7 protein-coding genes are annotated in these 17,584 nt (G+C 63.8%); 4 read left to right on the top strand and 3 right to left on the bottom strand.

The window, feature by feature from the left end:
* The first annotated feature begins 3 nt into the window (after positions 1 to 3).
* The gene (locus tag ACF1FZ_RS31085) at positions 4 to 402 is read left to right on the top strand and encodes a DUF2399 domain-containing protein (protein ID WP_391776716.1); all 399 of its coding nucleotides are present in this window, start codon (positions 4 to 6) and stop codon (positions 400 to 402) included.
* Between the two features lie 574 nt (positions 403 to 976).
* Here ACF1FZ_RS31085 and ACF1FZ_RS31080 read toward each other — a convergent pair.
* Positions 977 to 2,223, bottom strand: a protein-coding gene (locus tag ACF1FZ_RS31080) for an IS3 family transposase (protein ID WP_391776732.1) whose coding sequence is annotated in 2 segments (ribosomal slippage) — positions 977 to 1,884 and positions 1,884 to 2,223 — 1,248 coding nt in all. Because the reading frame shifts where the segments join, the coding sequence is not laid out codon by codon here.
* Between the two features lie 1,027 nt (positions 2,224 to 3,250).
* On the opposite strand from ACF1FZ_RS31080, the gene ACF1FZ_RS31075 reads away from it, so the two are divergent.
* The 3 genes from ACF1FZ_RS31075 to ACF1FZ_RS31065 all read left to right on the top strand — a co-directional run bounded on the left by ACF1FZ_RS31075 (position 3,251) and on the right by ACF1FZ_RS31065 (position 14,739).
* Complete coding sequence (locus ACF1FZ_RS31075; RefSeq protein WP_391776715.1) at positions 3,251 to 7,306, top strand: LamG-like jellyroll fold domain-containing protein; 4,056 nt, start codon at positions 3,251 to 3,253, stop codon at positions 7,304 to 7,306.
* A 174-nt stretch (positions 7,307 to 7,480) separates the two neighbouring features.
* On the top strand, positions 7,481 to 14,383 hold the full coding sequence (locus ACF1FZ_RS31070; RefSeq protein WP_391776731.1) for a polymorphic toxin-type HINT domain-containing protein: 6,903 nt from the start codon (positions 7,481 to 7,483) through the stop codon (positions 14,381 to 14,383).
* 5 nt (positions 14,384 to 14,388) lie between these two features.
* Positions 14,389 to 14,739 (top strand): hypothetical protein, encoded by a 351-nt coding sequence (locus ACF1FZ_RS31065; RefSeq protein WP_391776714.1) that lies wholly within the window; start codon positions 14,389 to 14,391, stop codon positions 14,737 to 14,739.
* A 146-nt stretch (positions 14,740 to 14,885) separates the two neighbouring features.
* Here ACF1FZ_RS31065 and ACF1FZ_RS31060 read toward each other — a convergent pair whose 3' ends face one another.
* Together ACF1FZ_RS31060 and ACF1FZ_RS31055 are read right to left on the bottom strand one after the other, a co-directional pair.
* Positions 14,886 to 15,641: a site-specific integrase gene (locus ACF1FZ_RS31060; protein ID WP_391776713.1), complete on the bottom strand. Its 756-nt coding sequence runs from the start codon at positions 15,639 to 15,641 to the stop codon at positions 14,886 to 14,888.
* 758 nt (positions 15,642 to 16,399) lie between these two features.
* Positions 16,400 to 17,584 carry an amidohydrolase family protein gene (locus ACF1FZ_RS31055; RefSeq protein ID WP_391776712.1) on the bottom strand — a complete coding sequence of 395 codons (1,185 nt, stop codon included), beginning with the start codon at positions 17,582 to 17,584 and terminating at the stop codon, positions 16,400 to 16,402.

Here is a 17,584-nt window from a genome sequence, read left to right as displayed (position 1 = left end):
AGCATGGGCGCTCACAGCCGCGATCACTGGCGGAAATCGGACGGCGTCTTCGGCCCGGCGTTCCTCGACCGGGGCGGTCTGCGCATCGCCACGACACTGCTGGCACACGTGCCGTGGCGGTCCTGGCGCTACACGGCGCACGACTACCGTGCGGCGGTGGCAGCTGTCGGACCTGACCGGCGCCCCCTGGACGGGAAGCCGGCGCCGTCGCCCTGGGACCCGGATCTGGCGCCGGCCCTTACCGGACACGCACTGCGTGTGGAGGAGGCAGTTCTGGACGTGCTGCTGAAGGACCTCGAGGGAGGACAGAGGCCACGGAACCCTTGGGAACCCGTTGGGACGCTCGCTCGACGCTCCCGGTACGCGGAAGCAGCTTTTCAGACCCCGGGAAAACCCGTTTGAACCGCAGCTTCTGCCGAGACCAGTCCCGCGACGTCTTTCCGATGACTGCGCACGTTGAGTGCGTGGCGATCTTGGAGCCGGTAGCAAAGGGTGCCTGACCTGCTGTTTTGCTGTTTGGATGGATTGCTCGACCTGTTTCGCTCTGCGCGACGGGTCGAGTAGGCGGCATGTCCCTTCCAGGCCATCTCACCTGCGGTTTTGTGTGGGGTGGGAGTGGAGCGGCGACGCCCTCGGAATCTCCTCCGGACTATCTTGACGCTCGGATGACGCTCGCAGCGGAAGGCTGGATCTGCTGCACCTTTTCGGCCATGGCTGTGCTGACGGGTTATCCGCACGAGGAGGGGCCTGCCCGCACGGTGTTGGACTCTTGGTGTCGCTAGTTGCATGGCCCGGGCGGTTGTCGCGCTGCTGCATTCCGTTGGTGATGTACTGGTCATTTGCCGAGCGCGTGTCGCTTTCCGCTTCCTGACGTCGGAAGTCGTGAGGTCGGACTGGGGTTGTAGCCGAGCATTCACCACCACTGGCTGGCACAGAACCTGGGCCTTCCCCCGTGATGGTGGACACGCTTCGTTGATCACGCGGCGAGCGTGAGCTTAGCCGCGTGGTGTCGGCGTTCGTATTCGTTGGGGCTGAGGTGGCCGTTGGCGGAGTGCCGGCGGCGGGTGTTGTAGCGGGTCAGCCAGGCAAAGACCGTCCTTCTGCAGGTGTCGGCGTCGCCGTAGTCGCGGGCGCCCTGGAGTGTCTCCCGTTTCAGGGACGCGTGGAAGCTTTCGCAGGCTGCGTTGTCCGCACTCGTGCCGACCGCGCCCATGGACCGGGTGACCTCCAGCTGGTCGCAGAGGCCGGCGAAGGCCCTGGACCCGTATTGCGCTCCGTGGTCGGAATGGAAGACCGCCCCCTTCAGGCCGCCGCGGGTGCGGGCCGCCATCGTCAGGGCGTCGGCGACCAGGTCGGTGCGCATGTGGTCGGCGATGGACCAGCCGACGACCCTGCGGCTGAAGCAGTCCAGAACGGTCGCGAGATAGAGGAACTCCCCGTTCTCCAGTGGCAGGTAGGTGATGTCGCCCATGTATTTGTCGCCGGGTTCAGGGGCGGTGAAGTCCCGCCGGAACAGGTCCGGAACCCGTGCGGCGGCAGGGTCGGGGACGGTGGTGCGGATGCGTCTGCGCAGGCGGATGCCGGTGATGGAGAAGGTCCGCATCACCCGTGCGACGCGTTTTTCGTTGACCGGCAGGCCCGTCTCGCGGAGCTCGGCGGTCACCCGGGGTGAGCCGTAGGCACCGCCGGACTCCGCGTGGACCACGCGGATCCTTGCCGCCAGGCGCTTATCGGCCCGCTGCCGGGCATCTCTGGCCTCCCGGCCGGCCCGCCACTTGTAGTAGCTGGACCTGTTCAGGTCCAGGACCTCACAGAGCCGCTTCACCTCGAAGGCATCCCGGTGGTCGTCGACGAACTGGAAGCGGCTCATCACCAGTTCGTCTCTCCGGCGAAATACTTGGCCGCCTTGCGGAGTATGTCCCGCTCGGTCGCCAGCTTGCGTTCACTGGCCTCCAGCTCGGCCACCCTGGCCTCGAGCTGCCGGATCCGCTCGTCCGCATCCGCGGCCGTTGTCGCCTGCGCTGCCCGGGACACTGTCCCGGTGTCCCGGGCAGCGTCCGGGCCGACGCCCCGGACTTCCCGGGCCCGCAGCACCCAGTTCCGCAGGGTGTTCCTGTTGATGCCCAGGTCGGCGGCGATGCTCTTGTAGGTCGCCCTAGGTGTGGACTCGAACAGGTCCACGGCATCGGCCTTGAACTCGTCCGAGTAGTCCTTCATCGCCATCGGCGGTCTTCTCGCTTCCTCCGGATCAAGCAGATCCAGTATCAGCGTGTCCACCACTCAGGGGGAGGCTCCCCTCCCGCCCCGCCAGCCGTTGTCTCGAGATCCACGACATCAGCGCTGTTCCGGCCGACGCGTCCAACCTCCGCAAAGCTGGCTGACAGGTAGATGGCTGCACTGGGCTTCCACGCGTGCCGTCCCGCTGCCGCCCCTCAGCTACAGCAGGCGACTTGGCCCGCTGGTTGTGGACCCTGCGGAAGATACGGGTTTGGGTGAGAGTGAGCGCTAACCGCGCCCGCTCTAACCGGTAATCGATCCCTCCGCCACGCGACGCGGACCCATGCGCGCGTGCAGCCACCACCCGGCTCATGGCCTCGGGCCTGTTCGCTTCGCGGACGGCGGGCAAGAACGTGCGAGGCGTGGACTTTTTGGCGACGCCTGGCAGTCACAGAACTTGCCCGACCGCGTAGTGGCTTGCACCCTGTCACGAGTCGAGTCCGGCGCTGCCGAGGGAGCGGTAGGGGACAGAACCTCAAGCTCCACGCGGCCTCTTGAGGTGCTCGACTGCTGCACGGTCGTGAAGGTCTCGTGCGGCCTCTTCACGGAGGGGGCTGCCGAATGCTTCAACCTGCGGGCGACGCTCGCCAATGGCCCGCTGAAGGCTCCTGCAAACGTGTCTTCAATCACGGGATGGTCGTCCGGTTTGGCGCGTGACGCCAGCATTTTCCCTCTGGATATTCACCTGCCCACTACATAAAGTCCCCATCAGGTCCCGCTCTCAGTGGATCTTCATCTCCTTGGAGCCGGGGTGGGTTTTGTGTGGAGTCATGTGTCTCGCCGACGTCGGGCGATGGCCTCAACGGCGCTGCTCAGCATGGTTGTTGTGATGTTGCCAGCTTCGGCATCTGCTTCCACCGGGGGCGCCCCTGCGGCGAGGGCAACCGTATCCGAACCTGATGCTGGAGAGGCAGACGTAGCCGCCGCGAGAGCCGCCGCGAAACGAACCGGCCAGCCGGTTGAGGTCCTGTCGTTGAGAGCCGAGAGCAGCGATGTCTTCGCCACCAGTGACGGAAATCTGGAAGCGCGCGAGTACCTACGTCCCGTGCGATCCCGTGTGGACGGCGAGTGGAAGCCTGTCGACACCGACCTGGCGCAAGCCGGTGGAGGTGGAGTCGCACCCGAGGTCACTACGGTCGGCCTGACGTTTTCCGGCGGTGGCGACATGCCTCTGGTGAAGATGACGAAAGCAGGCCGCGAGCTTGCTCTGTCGTGGCCGGGAGTACTGCCGGCACCTGAGTTGAACGGTGCGACTGCCACGTACCGTGACGTGCTGCCGGACGTGGACCTGCGGATGCAGGCGCAGGAAGACGGCTTCACCCAGCTCCTGGTGGTCAAGACCGCGGCTGCGGCAGAGAACGAGGCGCTGTCGAAGCTGCGTCTGCAGCTTGCCGCTGAGGGCATGGACGTCAATGAGACGCAGGACGGGGGTCTCGAGGCGGTCGACAAGGGCGCGCAGGGGCCAGTCTTCGAAGCCCCTAAGCCGATGATGTGGGATTCAAGTACGGGACCTGCCGCAGCAACGGCCAAGGGCGCCGAAGACGTGCCTGAACGCGAAGCGCGAGCCGCTGACGCAGCATCGTCGACGGAACCAGCGGCGGGGGAGTCGGGAGCGCTCGCACCGGTGGACGTGGATGTGCCGGCCAGCGGCGACGAACTGGTACTGACGCCGGACGCCGAACTGCTGAGGGGCCCGGACACCACATACCCCGTGTTCATCGATCCGCAGTGGTACTCACCCAGAGCATCGTCATGGACGATGGCATCCGAGTACTGGGCATCGTCGCCGCAGTGGAAGTTCAACGGTGAGTCCACGTCGGGCATGGGCTACTGCAACTGGTCCTACTGTGCTCCGCATGATACGAAACGGATCTTCTACCAGATACCCACGTCGAAGTTCGCGGGCAAGTCGATTCTCTCGGCGGAGTTCGTCGTCCGGAACACTTGGTCCGCTTCGTGCTCGGCGCGGAGCGTTGAGCTGTGGAGGACGAAGGGCATCTCGTCGTCGACGACCTGGAACTCGCAGAAAGCTTCAGGGTTCTGGATCGAGAAACTGACGTCCTCGTCCTTTGCGTACGGCTACGACGGTTGCGCTGCCAAGGATGCAGAGTTCAATGTGCGCACCGCGGTGCAGAAGGCGGCCAACGACAAGGCGTCCTCGCTCACGTTCGGGTTGCAGGCTGCTAGCGAGACCGACGGCCATGCCTGGAAGCGCTTCTCCGACAAGGCATTCCTCCGGGTCAAGTACAACCTTGCGCCGGCACAGGTCAAGATGTCCCAGCTCACCATGGAATACGGGGGCACCTGCAAGCGACCGGAGAGCGCCCCGCGGGTACGCACCCTCGGCAAGGTATACGCGAACAGCATCACAGACCCGGACGGCGACAACGTCGCCGTGCAGTTCCAGGCGATGTGGGACACGGGTGATGGGCAGGGAGCGATCGCCCGCTGGAAACCCGCACTGACGTCCTACAAGGCGTCGGGTTCGAGCTTCGTGGTCAGCCTGCCCACATCGATCCCGCAGAACAAGACGGTGAACTGGTACGTACGCAGCTATGACGGGGCGCAGTACTCACCGTGGTCATCGGCAGGCGATCCGACCGGATGCTACTTCGTCTACGACACCACCGTTCCCAAGGCACCCGCTGTCACCTCGGGCGACTACCCGGCATCAGACCCGGAGAACCCTGACGATCCCTGGTTCGACGGCGTAGGCCGTTACGGTTCGTTCCAGATCAAGGCTGCAGACAGCGACGTCACCAAGTACTGGTACGGAATCAACGGCGATCCCTCGTCGAAGAACGTCATCACCACCGCGGCCGGCGCTGCGCAGGCCGTGAAGGTACTGCCGTCGAAGGCCGGACTGAGCTTCATCACCGCGCAGGCATTTGATGCCGCCGGCAACGGCTCGGAAGTGCGGACCTACCAGTTCAGAGTGAAGGCAGGTCAGCCAGAGAGAGCGAACTGGAAGTTCGAAGATGCTGCTGACGCGACGTCCGCTGCTGGAGGCTCTGGGGCGAGGACGGCCAAGCTCTATGGAGGAGCTACCCCCGGTGCCTCAGGCACAACCGGGACAGCGGTTCACTTCGACGGCACGAGCGGCTATGCAGCGACGGACATACCTACGGTCAACACAGCCAACGGCTTCAGCGTCTCGGCATGGGTGAACCTGGACAAGATGCCCACGGACGCTGCAGTGGTGGCTGCACAGCCCGGCAACTATTCCCCGGGGTTCGAGCTTTACTACTCGAAGGGGTATGACCGCTGGGTCTTCAACCAGTACACCTCCGACACGGCGGGTGCATCCATCGTCCGGGCCATGGCCCCCGTTGCCGGCGGAGTGACAGCCAGACGGTGGACCCACCTGGTTGGCGTCTACTCAGGTGGTGCGCAGGAGCTGCGGCTCTACGTGGATGGTTCTCTGGCTGGCAGTACCCCGTACACCACAGCCTGGGACGCGCGCCGCGGACTCCAGATCGGGGCAGCCAACCTGCTCGGCACCCCGACTAACTACTTCCCCGGAAGCATCGACGACGTCCGGATCTTCGACAAGCCGGTCTCCGACGCGGAGGTCACCAACCTTCACCAGAAGAAGCCGATCGGCAGCGGGCGCACCGCCCGCGCGATCTTCCCACTGGACGAAGCCGCCGGAGCCACCGAAGTGACCGGGCATGCAGACACCCAGAACCTGACACTGGCGGGGAACGCCAAGCTGGGCGCTGCCGGAGTGAGCGGCCGGGCCCTACACCTAGACGGCGATGGAGACTACGCGCGCACGGCAGCCCCCCACGTGGACACCGAACGCCCCTTCACAGTCTCGGCCTGGGCGAAGCTGGACCGACTCCCCAGCACAGGCGCGACGGTCGTCGCGCAGCTCGGGGTGAACAGGCCGGGCCTTGAGCTGGCCTACTCCAAGACCAGCAATCAGTGGGGATTCTTCCAATACTCCGCGGACGTGGTGGGCGCAACCCAGATCAGAGTTGTGCAGCCCCAGGGAACGACAGCGCGCGTAGGCGAATGGGCGCACCTCGTCGGCGTACATGATCCAACTGCCGGCACCCTGACCCTCTACGTGAATGGCGAGAAGGCGACGACGGTCGCCCAAACCAAATCGTGGTACGCGGGCAAGCAGGTCCAGGTCGGCGCTCTGACCATCGACGGCGGCAACATGATCCAGCACTTCCCCGGGCAGATCGACGACATCCGGTTCCTGGACCGGGTGGTCGCTGCCGAAGAGGTACAGCAGTTGTTCCGGCAGAGCCCCATCCTGAAGGGCCGTTGGAATTTTGAGGAGACGGGCACGGGAACTCCGGTCACCTCTCCGGACTCCACCGTCGAGAACCGCCCCATGAATCTGTACGGGGGCGCCCAGCTCGGAGTTGGCACGGTCGACTTCAACGGTCTGCAACTGGACGGTGTCGACTCCTACGCGGCAACCCCGACCATGCCCATCGACACCGGAGCCAGTTTCACCGTCACGGCCTGGGCCCAGGGAGCGGCTTTGCCCGACCACAGCATGTCCGTCGTGAGCGCCGAAGGCGCCACTCGCAGCGCGTTCGAAGTGCGCTTCCAGCCCGACCCCGGAGATGGCGGTGGAGCAGGACGATGGGAACTGAGCCTTCCCGGCAGCGACAGCTCCACGGCACCGGTCAAGAAAGCGGCCAGCACTGAGTTCTACGACGTCCGGGACTGGAACCATCTCGCGGTGGTCTACGACGGCTTCGCCAAGGAAGCCCGGCTGTACGTCAACGGGGTCCTCCAAGAAGTGGCCTGCGGCGATGACGACGGGGATGGAAGCGCCGACGATCCCGCATGTGAAGACCTCATCGCGTGGTCGGACAACGTACTGACTTTTAAGGCATCGAAGTCGCTTCAGATCGGCCGGGCGAAGGGCGATATCACCGGCGAGTACTTCGCCGGTGCCATCGACGACGTTTGGGCCTTCCAGGGAGCAATGAATGGCAGTCAGGTCAGTCAACTGACAGGCTTGCTGTTCGACATACCCACAGAAGTCCCCAGCGGCAGCTGACGCCACTGACCGAGGGACCCGCACGTGAAAGGTAGTCCGACCCGTGCGGCACTTGCTCAACGCCCGAGACCTTGCAGCTGTAGTCCCGCGCCGTGCCTGACAAGGCACCGGTGCCCGGCAGTGATGGACACACTTCGAATGAAACTCGCAACTAGGCTCACCAACAGGGGCAGAATGCTGCGCCGCACTTCGTTGGCGGTCTCCGCCGTCCTCGTCGTCACCTTGCTGCAAACCGCCGGTACCCCGGCCTCCTCGACTTCGACCAGCAGACTTCCGGGCGTGCCTTCAGCAGAGAAACCGGTGGCGGGGAGTCGGGGGATCGACGTCAAGCCACGCGTTCAAAACAAGGGAACCGAACTCCCATCGCGGGCCCCTAGGGCTCACCTCCCGGCCCCCTCCAAAACAACGGTCAACGTCCTGGACGCCGATACCAAAACCGTAGAGCGCTTCACCGAGGCAAAAGCACAACCGCTTGCGTTCGGTAAAGCCGATCACAGGAGTACAGGGAAGCGAAGCGCCTCAAAACGCGGCGTCACGCCAGCGCGCGTCGAGTCGAGGGTGCTTGGCAAAGAGCAAGCCGAACGAGCGGGCGTGAGCGGGCTGCTGTTCACCGTAAGCGCACCCGCGCCCTCCGGAGCGGCCGGCGAACGCACCGAGCCCGCTGAGGCCGCAGTAGCCGTGGCGGTTGACTACACGGCGTTCGCAGAAGCGTTCGGAGGCTCCTACGGCTCACGCATGCATTTGGTCGAGTTGCCGGCCTGCGCGCTTACCACCCCCCACAAGAGTGAATGCAGGTCTGGCAGCCCAATTGCTGCTACCAACAACACATCAAAGCATTCCCTTACCGCCCCGTCCGTGAACCTCCGCGCCGGGACTCCAACGATCCTGGCTGCCACGGCTGCCGCTGCCGGTGACAAGGGAGACTACAAGGCCACAGCACTGGCCCCCTCCTCCACGTGGGGCACGAGCCTTAACACAGGAGACTTCTCCTGGTCCTATGACATACCTGTCCCCGACGTACCAGGGGGACTCGTCCCGAACGTTGGGCTGTCCTACTCGTCCGGAGCCATCGACGGCCGCACCGGGGGGACGAACAACCAAGGGTCATGGGTGGGAGACGGCTTCGATCTCTGGCCCGGATTCATCGAACGCCGCTACAAGCCGTGCGCGGACGACGGGGTGAAGAACTCCGATGGCAACAAGCCCGGCGACATGTGCTGGGCCTATGACAACGCCTTCATCTCGTTCAACGGAGCCGGTGGAGAGCTGGTCCCTGCAGGTAAGGACGAGTTCAAGCTCAGAAACGACGATGGTACCCGGATCACTCGCCTGGAGTCTGCTGCTCGCGACAACGGCGATAACGACAATGAGTACTGGCGCCTGACGGCGCCCACCGGCGTCCAGTACTACTTTGGTTACCACAAACTCCCAGGCTGGTCGACGGGAAAGGCCACCACTAACTCCACCTGGACGCTTCCGGTCTATGGAAACAACACTGGCGAGAAATGTCATGTCGCCACTTTTGCTGAGTCGTGGTGCCAGCAGGCTTGGCGATGGAACCTTGATTATGTTGTGGACCCGCACGGCAACGCACTGAGTTATCACTACGCCAAGGAGGCCAACTCCTACGGCCGTAACCTTGAGGCCGATGACGACACTTCCTATACTCGTGGCGGCTTCTTGTCCCGAATCGACTACGGACAGCGATCGGACGACCTGTATGCGACGAAGCCCCTCTCGCAAGTCGTATTCGGCAGCGCCGAGCGCTGCCTTCCAGTAAGTGGTGTCACTTGCGCCGCCGATACAATCGGCGACAAGAAATTCTACTGGTACGACACGCCGTGGGACTTGAACTGCGAGACCGGTACTACTTGTGACAGCGGCCGGCTCTCGCCTTCCTTCTGGACTCGCAAGCGCCTAACTGACATAAGGACTCAGGTTCTTCAAGCCGACGGAACATACAGCAAGATCGATTCATGGAAGCTGAACCACCGTTGGGGTATGGCGGACACGGACTACCAACTGCTCCTGGAAAGCATCCAGCGCACGGGTGAATCCGCAACGCCAACCATCACGCTGCCGAAGACCACCTTTGCCTATACGCAGCTCGCTAACCGCCTGGACAAGACCGGAGACGGCTTCGCACCGTTCATCAAAGAACGCCTCTCCACCGTCGCCGACGAACACGGTGCTCAGACGAGCGCAAACTACTCAGCGCCCACGTGCGACTGGGGCGCTCTGCCAACCCCCGAAACGAACACCACCCGGTGCTTCCCCCAGTTCATAGGGGGCGACAACACCACCGCGGCCGAACTGCACTGGTTCAACAAGTACGTGACCACCTCAGTCACGGCCACCGACCGCACCGGTGGATCACCCGACCAGGTGACCAGCTACCAGTACCTCGGCGACGCCGCATGGCACTACGACGACGACGACGGTCTGACCAAGGAGAAAGAGAAGACCTGGTCCCAGTGGCGGGGATACAGCCACGTCCGGGTCCAGACCGGGGGCCAGGGTGGCGCTTCTTCGATGAAGACTCAGAAGGACTCGTACTTCCTCAGAGGGATGGACGGTGACCGTAAGAACGCAGCCGGCGGTACCAAATCCGTGGTGGTGGGACTTCCCGCCGGTGAGGGTGACGCGATCACGGATCACGAAGCGACTGCGGGGCTTAATTACAGGACGGCCACGTTCGACAGCCCCGGCGGCAAGATCCTGGACAAGTCAGTCAACCGTCCATGGCATCACGAGACCGCGAAGAAGGTCCGTGACTGGGGGACAGTCACTTCCAACTTCACCGGCATATCGCACACGAGAAGCTGGACCTCGCTCGACAACGGCGCGGGCGCAAAATGGCGAACCACATCAAAGGCAACCAAGCAAGACACGGTCGCCGGGCGCGTCGTGGAGGTCGACGACCTCGGCGACGACGCGACCACCACGGACGACCAGTGCACCCGCACCACGTATCCTCCCGTCACCAGCGCATATATCCTTGGTCTGACCTCGCGCGTAGAGACAGTTGCCGCAGCTTGCGACGCCAGCGCGGTGGACAGGTCGAAGGACGTCATCAGCGACGCACTCGCGGCGTACGACGGCGGTGTGTACGGAGCCGCGCCCACCAAGGGCGATGTCACTTCCGCAGCCACACTGAAGAGCCACGACGGCCACAAAGCTGTCTACTTGGAGAACTCGGCGACGCACGACTCCTACGGTCGTCAGTTGACCATGGTGGATCTGACTGCGAATGTCACCGTGACTGATGGGGCAGCGCCGGTCCGTGCGGGCCGTAGCGATGGCCGCACCACAACGACGACGTACATTCCCGCCGTCGGTCTCCCCACTCAGGTCAAGGTGACCACACCGCCGGCCAAAGCCGGAGACAGCACCTCGGCAATGACATCGACCACCACGATCGAGCCTTTGCGGGGCTCCGCAGCGAAGCAAGCCGACGTAAACCAAAATGTCACCGAAATTGAGTACGACGCACTCGGCCGCACGAAGAAAGTCTGGCGCGCCGATCGCCGGAACACCCAGACGCCGAGCGAAGAGTTCACCTACACCATCGCCGAGAATCAACCCGTCGCTGTAGCCGAGAAGAAACTCAACAATAGTGGCGGACAAATCACTTCGTTCGCCCTCTATGACGGGTTTCTCCGTGAACGCCAGGTTCAGGTTCCTGGGCCCGATGGCGGAAGCCTTGTGAATGACGTCTTCTACGACGACCGGGGACTCCCCTCACGTGCATTCGCCCCGTATTACACGAAGGACAAGCCTAACGCCCAGATCTTCAAGCCCGATGACGCCTTGTCCGTCGAGACGCAGAACCTCACCAAGTACGACGGAATGAACCGTGCCGTCGAAACCAAGCAAGTCGCTGGCAACGGGGACGGAGGCGCGGTCCTCAGCACTACCAAGACCGTGTTCGGCGGGGACCGCACAACGGTGATCCCCCCTGCCGGGGGTACTGCCACCACGACGCTCACCGATGCCCGTGGCAACACCACGGAACTCCGGCAGCACCACACCCGTGCCATTGATGCCGCGTACGACAAGACGAGTTACTCCTATACCGCACGCAACCAGATGCGCCGAGTCACCGACCCCGCGGGTAACAACTGGACCTACGAGTACGACCAGCTAGGACGGCAAACGGGTAGCACGGACCCCGACAAGGGTGCCTCCACCAGTACATACGACGACCGTGGCCAGCTGATTTTCAGCAAGGGAGCCCGGACCGACGTCTCGGGACCCGACCACGTCCCAGGGCTTGCCTACCTGTACGACGGACTGGGACGCCCGACCGAAGTACGTGAAGGCTCGGCCACCGGCACCTTGCGAACCAAGCAGGTGTACGACACGGTCGCCAGCGCGAAGGGACAGCTCGCCGAGTCCACGCGATACGTCGAGGGGCAGGCGTACACCTCCAAGGTCACTGCGTACGACCGGCTCTATCGTGCAACACGAACCGCCGTCGTGATACCAGCGGCAGAAGGCGCACTCCAGGGCACGTATCAGACGGCTACCACCTACTTGCCATCCGGGCTTACAAGCGCCATCAGCTACTCCGCGGCAGGTTCGCTGCCTGGTGGTTCGTCCAACTACACCTATGAGGAAGACACGCTTCGCCCGCTGACGGTTTACGGCGAGGGCATGACCTCCGCCGCGTCGTACAGCCTGACGGGCAAGCCATTGCAGTACACGATGGGACTGTCCCTATCCGGCAAAATGACTCAGGTCACCAACACGTACCAGTGGGGCACCCAGCGGCTCGCAACATCACGTGTCGACCGCCAGGACCAGCCCGGTGTCGACCGCCACGTCACCTACCAATACGACGAGGCAGGCAACGTCCTGTCCATGGCCGATGCCTCCCGCACCAGCACCGACAATCAGTGCTTCACCTACGACTACCTTCGCCGCCTGACAGAGGCATGGACGCCATCCGCAGCATCATGCGCAACGGCTCCATCCGACGCGGCGATCGGCGGACCGGCTCCGTACTGGCACTCCTACACCTACGACACGTCCGGCAACCGCACGTCGGAGACACAACACGCCACAGCCGGCGCCCCGGCGTCGAACATCAAGCGAACGTACGCATACCCGGCTCCGGGCCAGCCAAAGGCGCATGCTCTCTCGGCCCTCACCACTGAAAGTCCCACCGGCAGCACAACATCCCTCTACAAGTACGACCCCACCGGCAACAACACGGCGAGCCCTGGAAAAACGCTGACCTGGGATGCTGAAGGGCACCTTGCCACCGTCGAGGAAGACGGCAAGACCACGGCCTACTTGTACGACGCTGCCGGCAACAGGCTCATCGGTCGCACCAGCACCGAAACCACGCTCTATCTGGGCCACACCGAAGTGACCCTCCCGGTTGGCTCCGACAAGACCAAAGCAACCCGCTACTTCGATCTCGGAGGCGGCCACAGCGCCATCCGTAGCGACGACGGCACGTTCGCGTTCACTCTCGCTGACCACCACGGCACCGGAGAACTAGCCGTGCGTGCAGCGGATCTGGCTCTCACTCAGCGTCGCACGCTCCCCTTCGGTGCAATACGCGGAGAAAGGCCCTCCGCCTGGCCAGGTACCAAGGGCTTCGTCGGCGGTACCGACGACACCGAGACCACCGGCCTGACTCATCTCGGTGCCCGGGAGTACGACCCAACACTCGGCCGGTTCATCTCCGTCGACCCGCTCCTGGACCTTGCTGACCCACAGCAGATGAATGGCTACAACTACGCGAACAACAACCCCACCACATTGAGTGACCCGTCGGGCCTGCGGCCGGAAGGCGCCTGTGGCGGGACAGGAGACTGCGCCGCAGACACGGGGAACTGGACTCTGTCCTCCGGCGGTGGCTGGGAGTACACACCCAACGGGAGCACTGGCCAGGCCCCCAGCGGATCGGCGAACGGAACCGGCAATAATTCCGGGACCGATATTGGACCCGCCCCGGTGGACTCACAGCCTGTGATTGCCCAAGTCCGAATTCCGACCCAGGCGGAACTCGTAGCACGAGGCTATGGAAACGCCTACGCGGAAAACTCCTACACCCACATGCTGATGCGATGGGCAGACGGCCAATGCATGGCTGACTCGGGGAGTGAATTCTGTGCAGCAGCTCATGACCTCGGTTGGATCAGCCCGACCAAGGACTTCCTTGAGGTAATCGGTGTCCGCGACGCGGTTCGGTGCGCAAATGGCAGCGTAAGCGGCTGCGTGTGGACGGTTGCGGGCCTCATACCTGTCGGGAAACTGGCAAAGGTCGCCAAAGTAGCCAAGGGGGTAAAGGGTGCCAAGGGTGCCTGCTTGGTGGGCAACAGTTTCCTTCCGCAAACGAGGGTGCTGATGGCTGACGGCACGAGTAAGCCGATCGCAGAGGTGGAGATCGGCGACAGAGTGCTAGCCACGGACCCGAAAACGGGAGAAACTTCGGCTAAGGTGGTAACGGCTGAGATCCGTGGGGACGGGAAAAAGGATCTCGTCCGAGTAGCCATCGACCTCGATGGCGCACGAGGCGAGAAAACCGCGTCTATCACCGCGACGGCAGGGCACCCATTCTGGGTCGCAGAGGTCGGAGAATGGATCGACGCCGCCGACCTGCGAGTGGGCCAGCTACTCCGCACGAGCGAGGGGCAGTCCCTCGAGGTTGCCGGCCTTCACCACTTGTCCCAGAGGGCAACGGTCTACAACCTGACCGTTGACGACCTGCACACGTACTATGTGCTGGCGGGGGCGACGCCGGTCCTGGTTCACAACAGCAACGGCTGCATCCTGCCAACGCCAAGCGTCTCTGATTCCAAGCTTCAGAACTTGGTTAACGACCTCTATAAGGGGACGGCCAATCCGGCCCGAACTGGAGATGGTACGACGATGTCGGCGATTCGCGATGAGCTCAGCTCAGGTCAACTCGTGCACGGCCGTAACCACGTGGCCAAGGGAAATCAGTACGCTAAGGCGCTGAATAAGTGGATAGGAAGAAATCATAGAGACGGCGACCCGCACGACTTGATAGTGGCGAGAAGCCTACTTGCCGACCTTAAGTCGGCCCTCGCAGGGAATTGATGGAGATGGACGAAGAGCAGTTTTTTCAGGGCATCCTCCAAAAATTTCCACAGCTTGAGAGCTTGCGTGCCGAGCATGTGGAGTTCTATGAAGAGTTCCTCTCCCATGTTTTCCTCGCAGACGTCGTCCGATGGACGGTGAGTTTGTTCGGCGAGACTGGCCAGGGTTTGGCCGAGGAGGCCATCGGGCTTCGGTTGATCAACTTCATCGAGGGTGCGTACGTTCATGGAGATTGCGCAGTCAGGGAATTGATCAGGGTTTCGTTTGTTGAAAATCTGCCTTACTCTGGCCAAGAGGGTTTCCGCATTCGTGAGCATTTGACGGGGAATATTCGCAGGATATTTTCGGAGCGTTAATCCCTGCGAATGCTGCGTCGCAAGACGTGGTTGCGCAGAGCGGTTTCAGCGCATCCAATTCAGATAGCCTTAGCAAAAATGAAGCCCCGTCAGGTGCGTCCTGGCGGGGCTTCTGCGGTGGGTGACGGCAGTAGTTGACGGCAACGTCAGCGGACGAGTGTGGTGCAGGGTGGCGGTTCGTCGCCGTCGGAGCGTGCCGTCTTGGTGTTCTCCGGGCTGTCGAGTGCGGTGCTGAGGGTGTCGATGGCATCTCGCTGGAGACGGAGTCGGACGTGGGCGTAGACGGTGGCTGTGACGCCGATGTGGGCGTGGCCGAGGAGTTCCTTGATCACGACGAGTTCGACTCCCTGTTCCAGGAGCAGGGTGGCGGTCGAGTGGCGGAGGTCGTGGAAGCGGATGCGGCGGAGGCCGGCCTTGCGGAGGACGTGGTGAAGGCGCGGGTGAGGTTGGTCGGGTCGATCGCTTTGCCTTGCGGGGTGGTGAACATGTGCCCGCTGTCCTGCCACGTGGTGCCTGAAGACTCCCGTTCGCACTGCTGCTGCTCGCGGTGGGAGCTTCAACAAGTGGACACAGCGGGTGGGTAGGGCGATGCGGCGCTCGGAAGCCCGAGTCTTGGTCGGCAGCGTGGTGAGCCCACCTGCGGTGGTGCGCTGCAAGGTTCGGCGGATGGCAGCGGTGCCGACGTCGAGGTTGAGATCTTCCCAGTGCAGGCCGAGGAGTTCGCCCTTGCGGAGTCCGGTGTGGAGGGCGAGTTCGAACAGCGCGTGCAGCCGGTGACCCTGGGTAGCGGTGAGAAACTGACGGGCTTTTAACACGCGGCCGGTCCATATTAGGCGCACCGGCGGGACCCCGCCGTGTGAGGCTCTGTGACGGCGAGGTGCCACCGTGCTGGGAGTAGTCATGTCACGCCGGAGTGCCAGTACCGAACCTTCGTACGATTGTGACGCTCATTTGACGCTCTGGGGGCTCGGCGGCACTCATTTTGGATCAGAATCCCCTTCTGACCTGCTATTTTACTGCCTGCGTCCGTGCCGACATCTTTCCGATGACTGCGCATGTTGAATGCGTGGCGATTTTGGAACCTGCTGAAAAGGGCGCCTGACCTGCGGTTTCGTTGTTCGGGTGGGTCGCTCGACCTGTTCTCCTCTGTGCAGCGGGTCGAGTGGACGGATCGCCCCTCGAAATGCTGCTGACCTGCGGATTCATGAGGAGGACGCTTACATCGGTGATGCCTTCGAGGTGTCGTTCGGAGATCCTTGACGCTCGGATGACGTTCGAAACGGAAGGCTCAACCTCCCGGGCCACTTCGGCTGTGGCCGTGCGGACCGGACCATTGGCACGGGGGAAAGTACTCCGGTGGGCGTCCCTCTGTACCTTTCCAGTGATCACGGGAGCTGCCATCCCGGCTCGTTGGAGTCGAGGGCGTGGCCCGTCCAAGCCACAGAACAAGGCGCCGTAGTTTGAGGGGTGTCCATCATATGAAGCGCGGCGCGGCTGGTCGGGCATGCGCGACTGACCGAGGATCCATCGGGGCGTGACGACGGCGGCGCAAACCGTTGCCGCAACCTCGTCATATCTTTATCGCACTTGAAGGAACCGCGGACCGGAGTCGGAGCGCATAGTGTCAACGACCAAACCAACGCTGATCCGTGGTCAGGCGTCACCGATGCACCCTGCCCGCCGCCATCACCAGGCGTACGTCGCGTAGAGCCTGAAGGTCCCGCAGGGGGTCGCCCCCGACGACCAGCAGGTCCGCGCGGTGTCCCGGGGTGAGGGTCCCGGTGTCGGTGAGGCCGAGTGCCTCGGCCGTGTGCCAGGTAGCCAAGTCCAAGATCTCCGGTGGTGTGCAGCCCAGGTGGGTGAAGAACTCCAGGCTGGAGACGAAGTCGTCGAAGACCGCGCGGCTCACCCCGGCGTCTGTGCCCGTGATCAGGCTGACCCCCCGTTCCCGCATGCTGCGCAACCCATCGAACATCGTCTCGGCGCGTTCGGCGCCGAAGCGCTGGGCGAAGCCTCGCCAGTCCGGGCTGGCGGCCGGGCAGACGTGGATGCCCTTGGCCGCGATCTCGTCGACCACTCCGTCGATCAGCCGGAAGCCGTCTTGGTCGATCCAGGTGCAGTGCTCGATCGTGGTCACCCCCGCCTCGACTGCGGCCCGGATGCCCTCGGTGCCGTGTGCATGGGCCGCCACCGGGAGGCCGGCGTGGGCCGCCTCGGCCACCACAATGTGCAGCTCCTCCGCCGTGAACTGCGCGGACCAGATCGGCGGACCGTCCCTGGTGATGCCCCCGCCCGTTGCCATTACCTTGATGACATCGACGCCCAAGGCCGCGTTCCGGCGCACCAGATTGCGGATGGCTTCCGCTCCCGAGACTTCGCCGCCCAAGAACCAGCAGTGGCCGCCGGGGCCCGTGACAGGCGTGCCGGCGGCCAGGATCCGGGGGCCGGGCAGCCGGCCGGCCGTGACGCTGTCGCGCAGCCGTACTACCAGGCCGTTACGGTCGCCCAGGTCCCGCACGGTGGTGACTCCGGAGTCCAGCAGGGTGCGCGCCCGGTCGGCCATTCCCTTGCTCACCGCGACGTCGTCGGCCTCACGCAGCGCGGTGACCGGGTCGGGGCCCGCGTCCAGCGCGAGGTGGACGTGCGCGTCGACGAGGCCAGCCAACAGCGTGCCGTCCGGATGGTCGTGGCGTGTGACGCCGACGGGGGCGCGGGCCTCCACCTCTTCGCGGGGGCCGACGTCCATGATCACGCCGTCGCGGACTAGGACCGCTCCATCGGGCAGTCGGCGCTCGTGTGGCCCGATGACCACGAGCTCGGCCGAGATCAGGGCTTCCGTCTCCAT

It is taken from the genome of Streptomyces sp. NPDC014623 (assembly GCF_043088245.1).
Taxonomy (GTDB): domain Bacteria; phylum Actinomycetota; class Actinomycetes; order Streptomycetales; family Streptomycetaceae; genus Streptomyces.
Note: the sequence above shows the minus strand (reverse complement) of the source record. Positions and strands in the feature narration are given on the sequence as shown.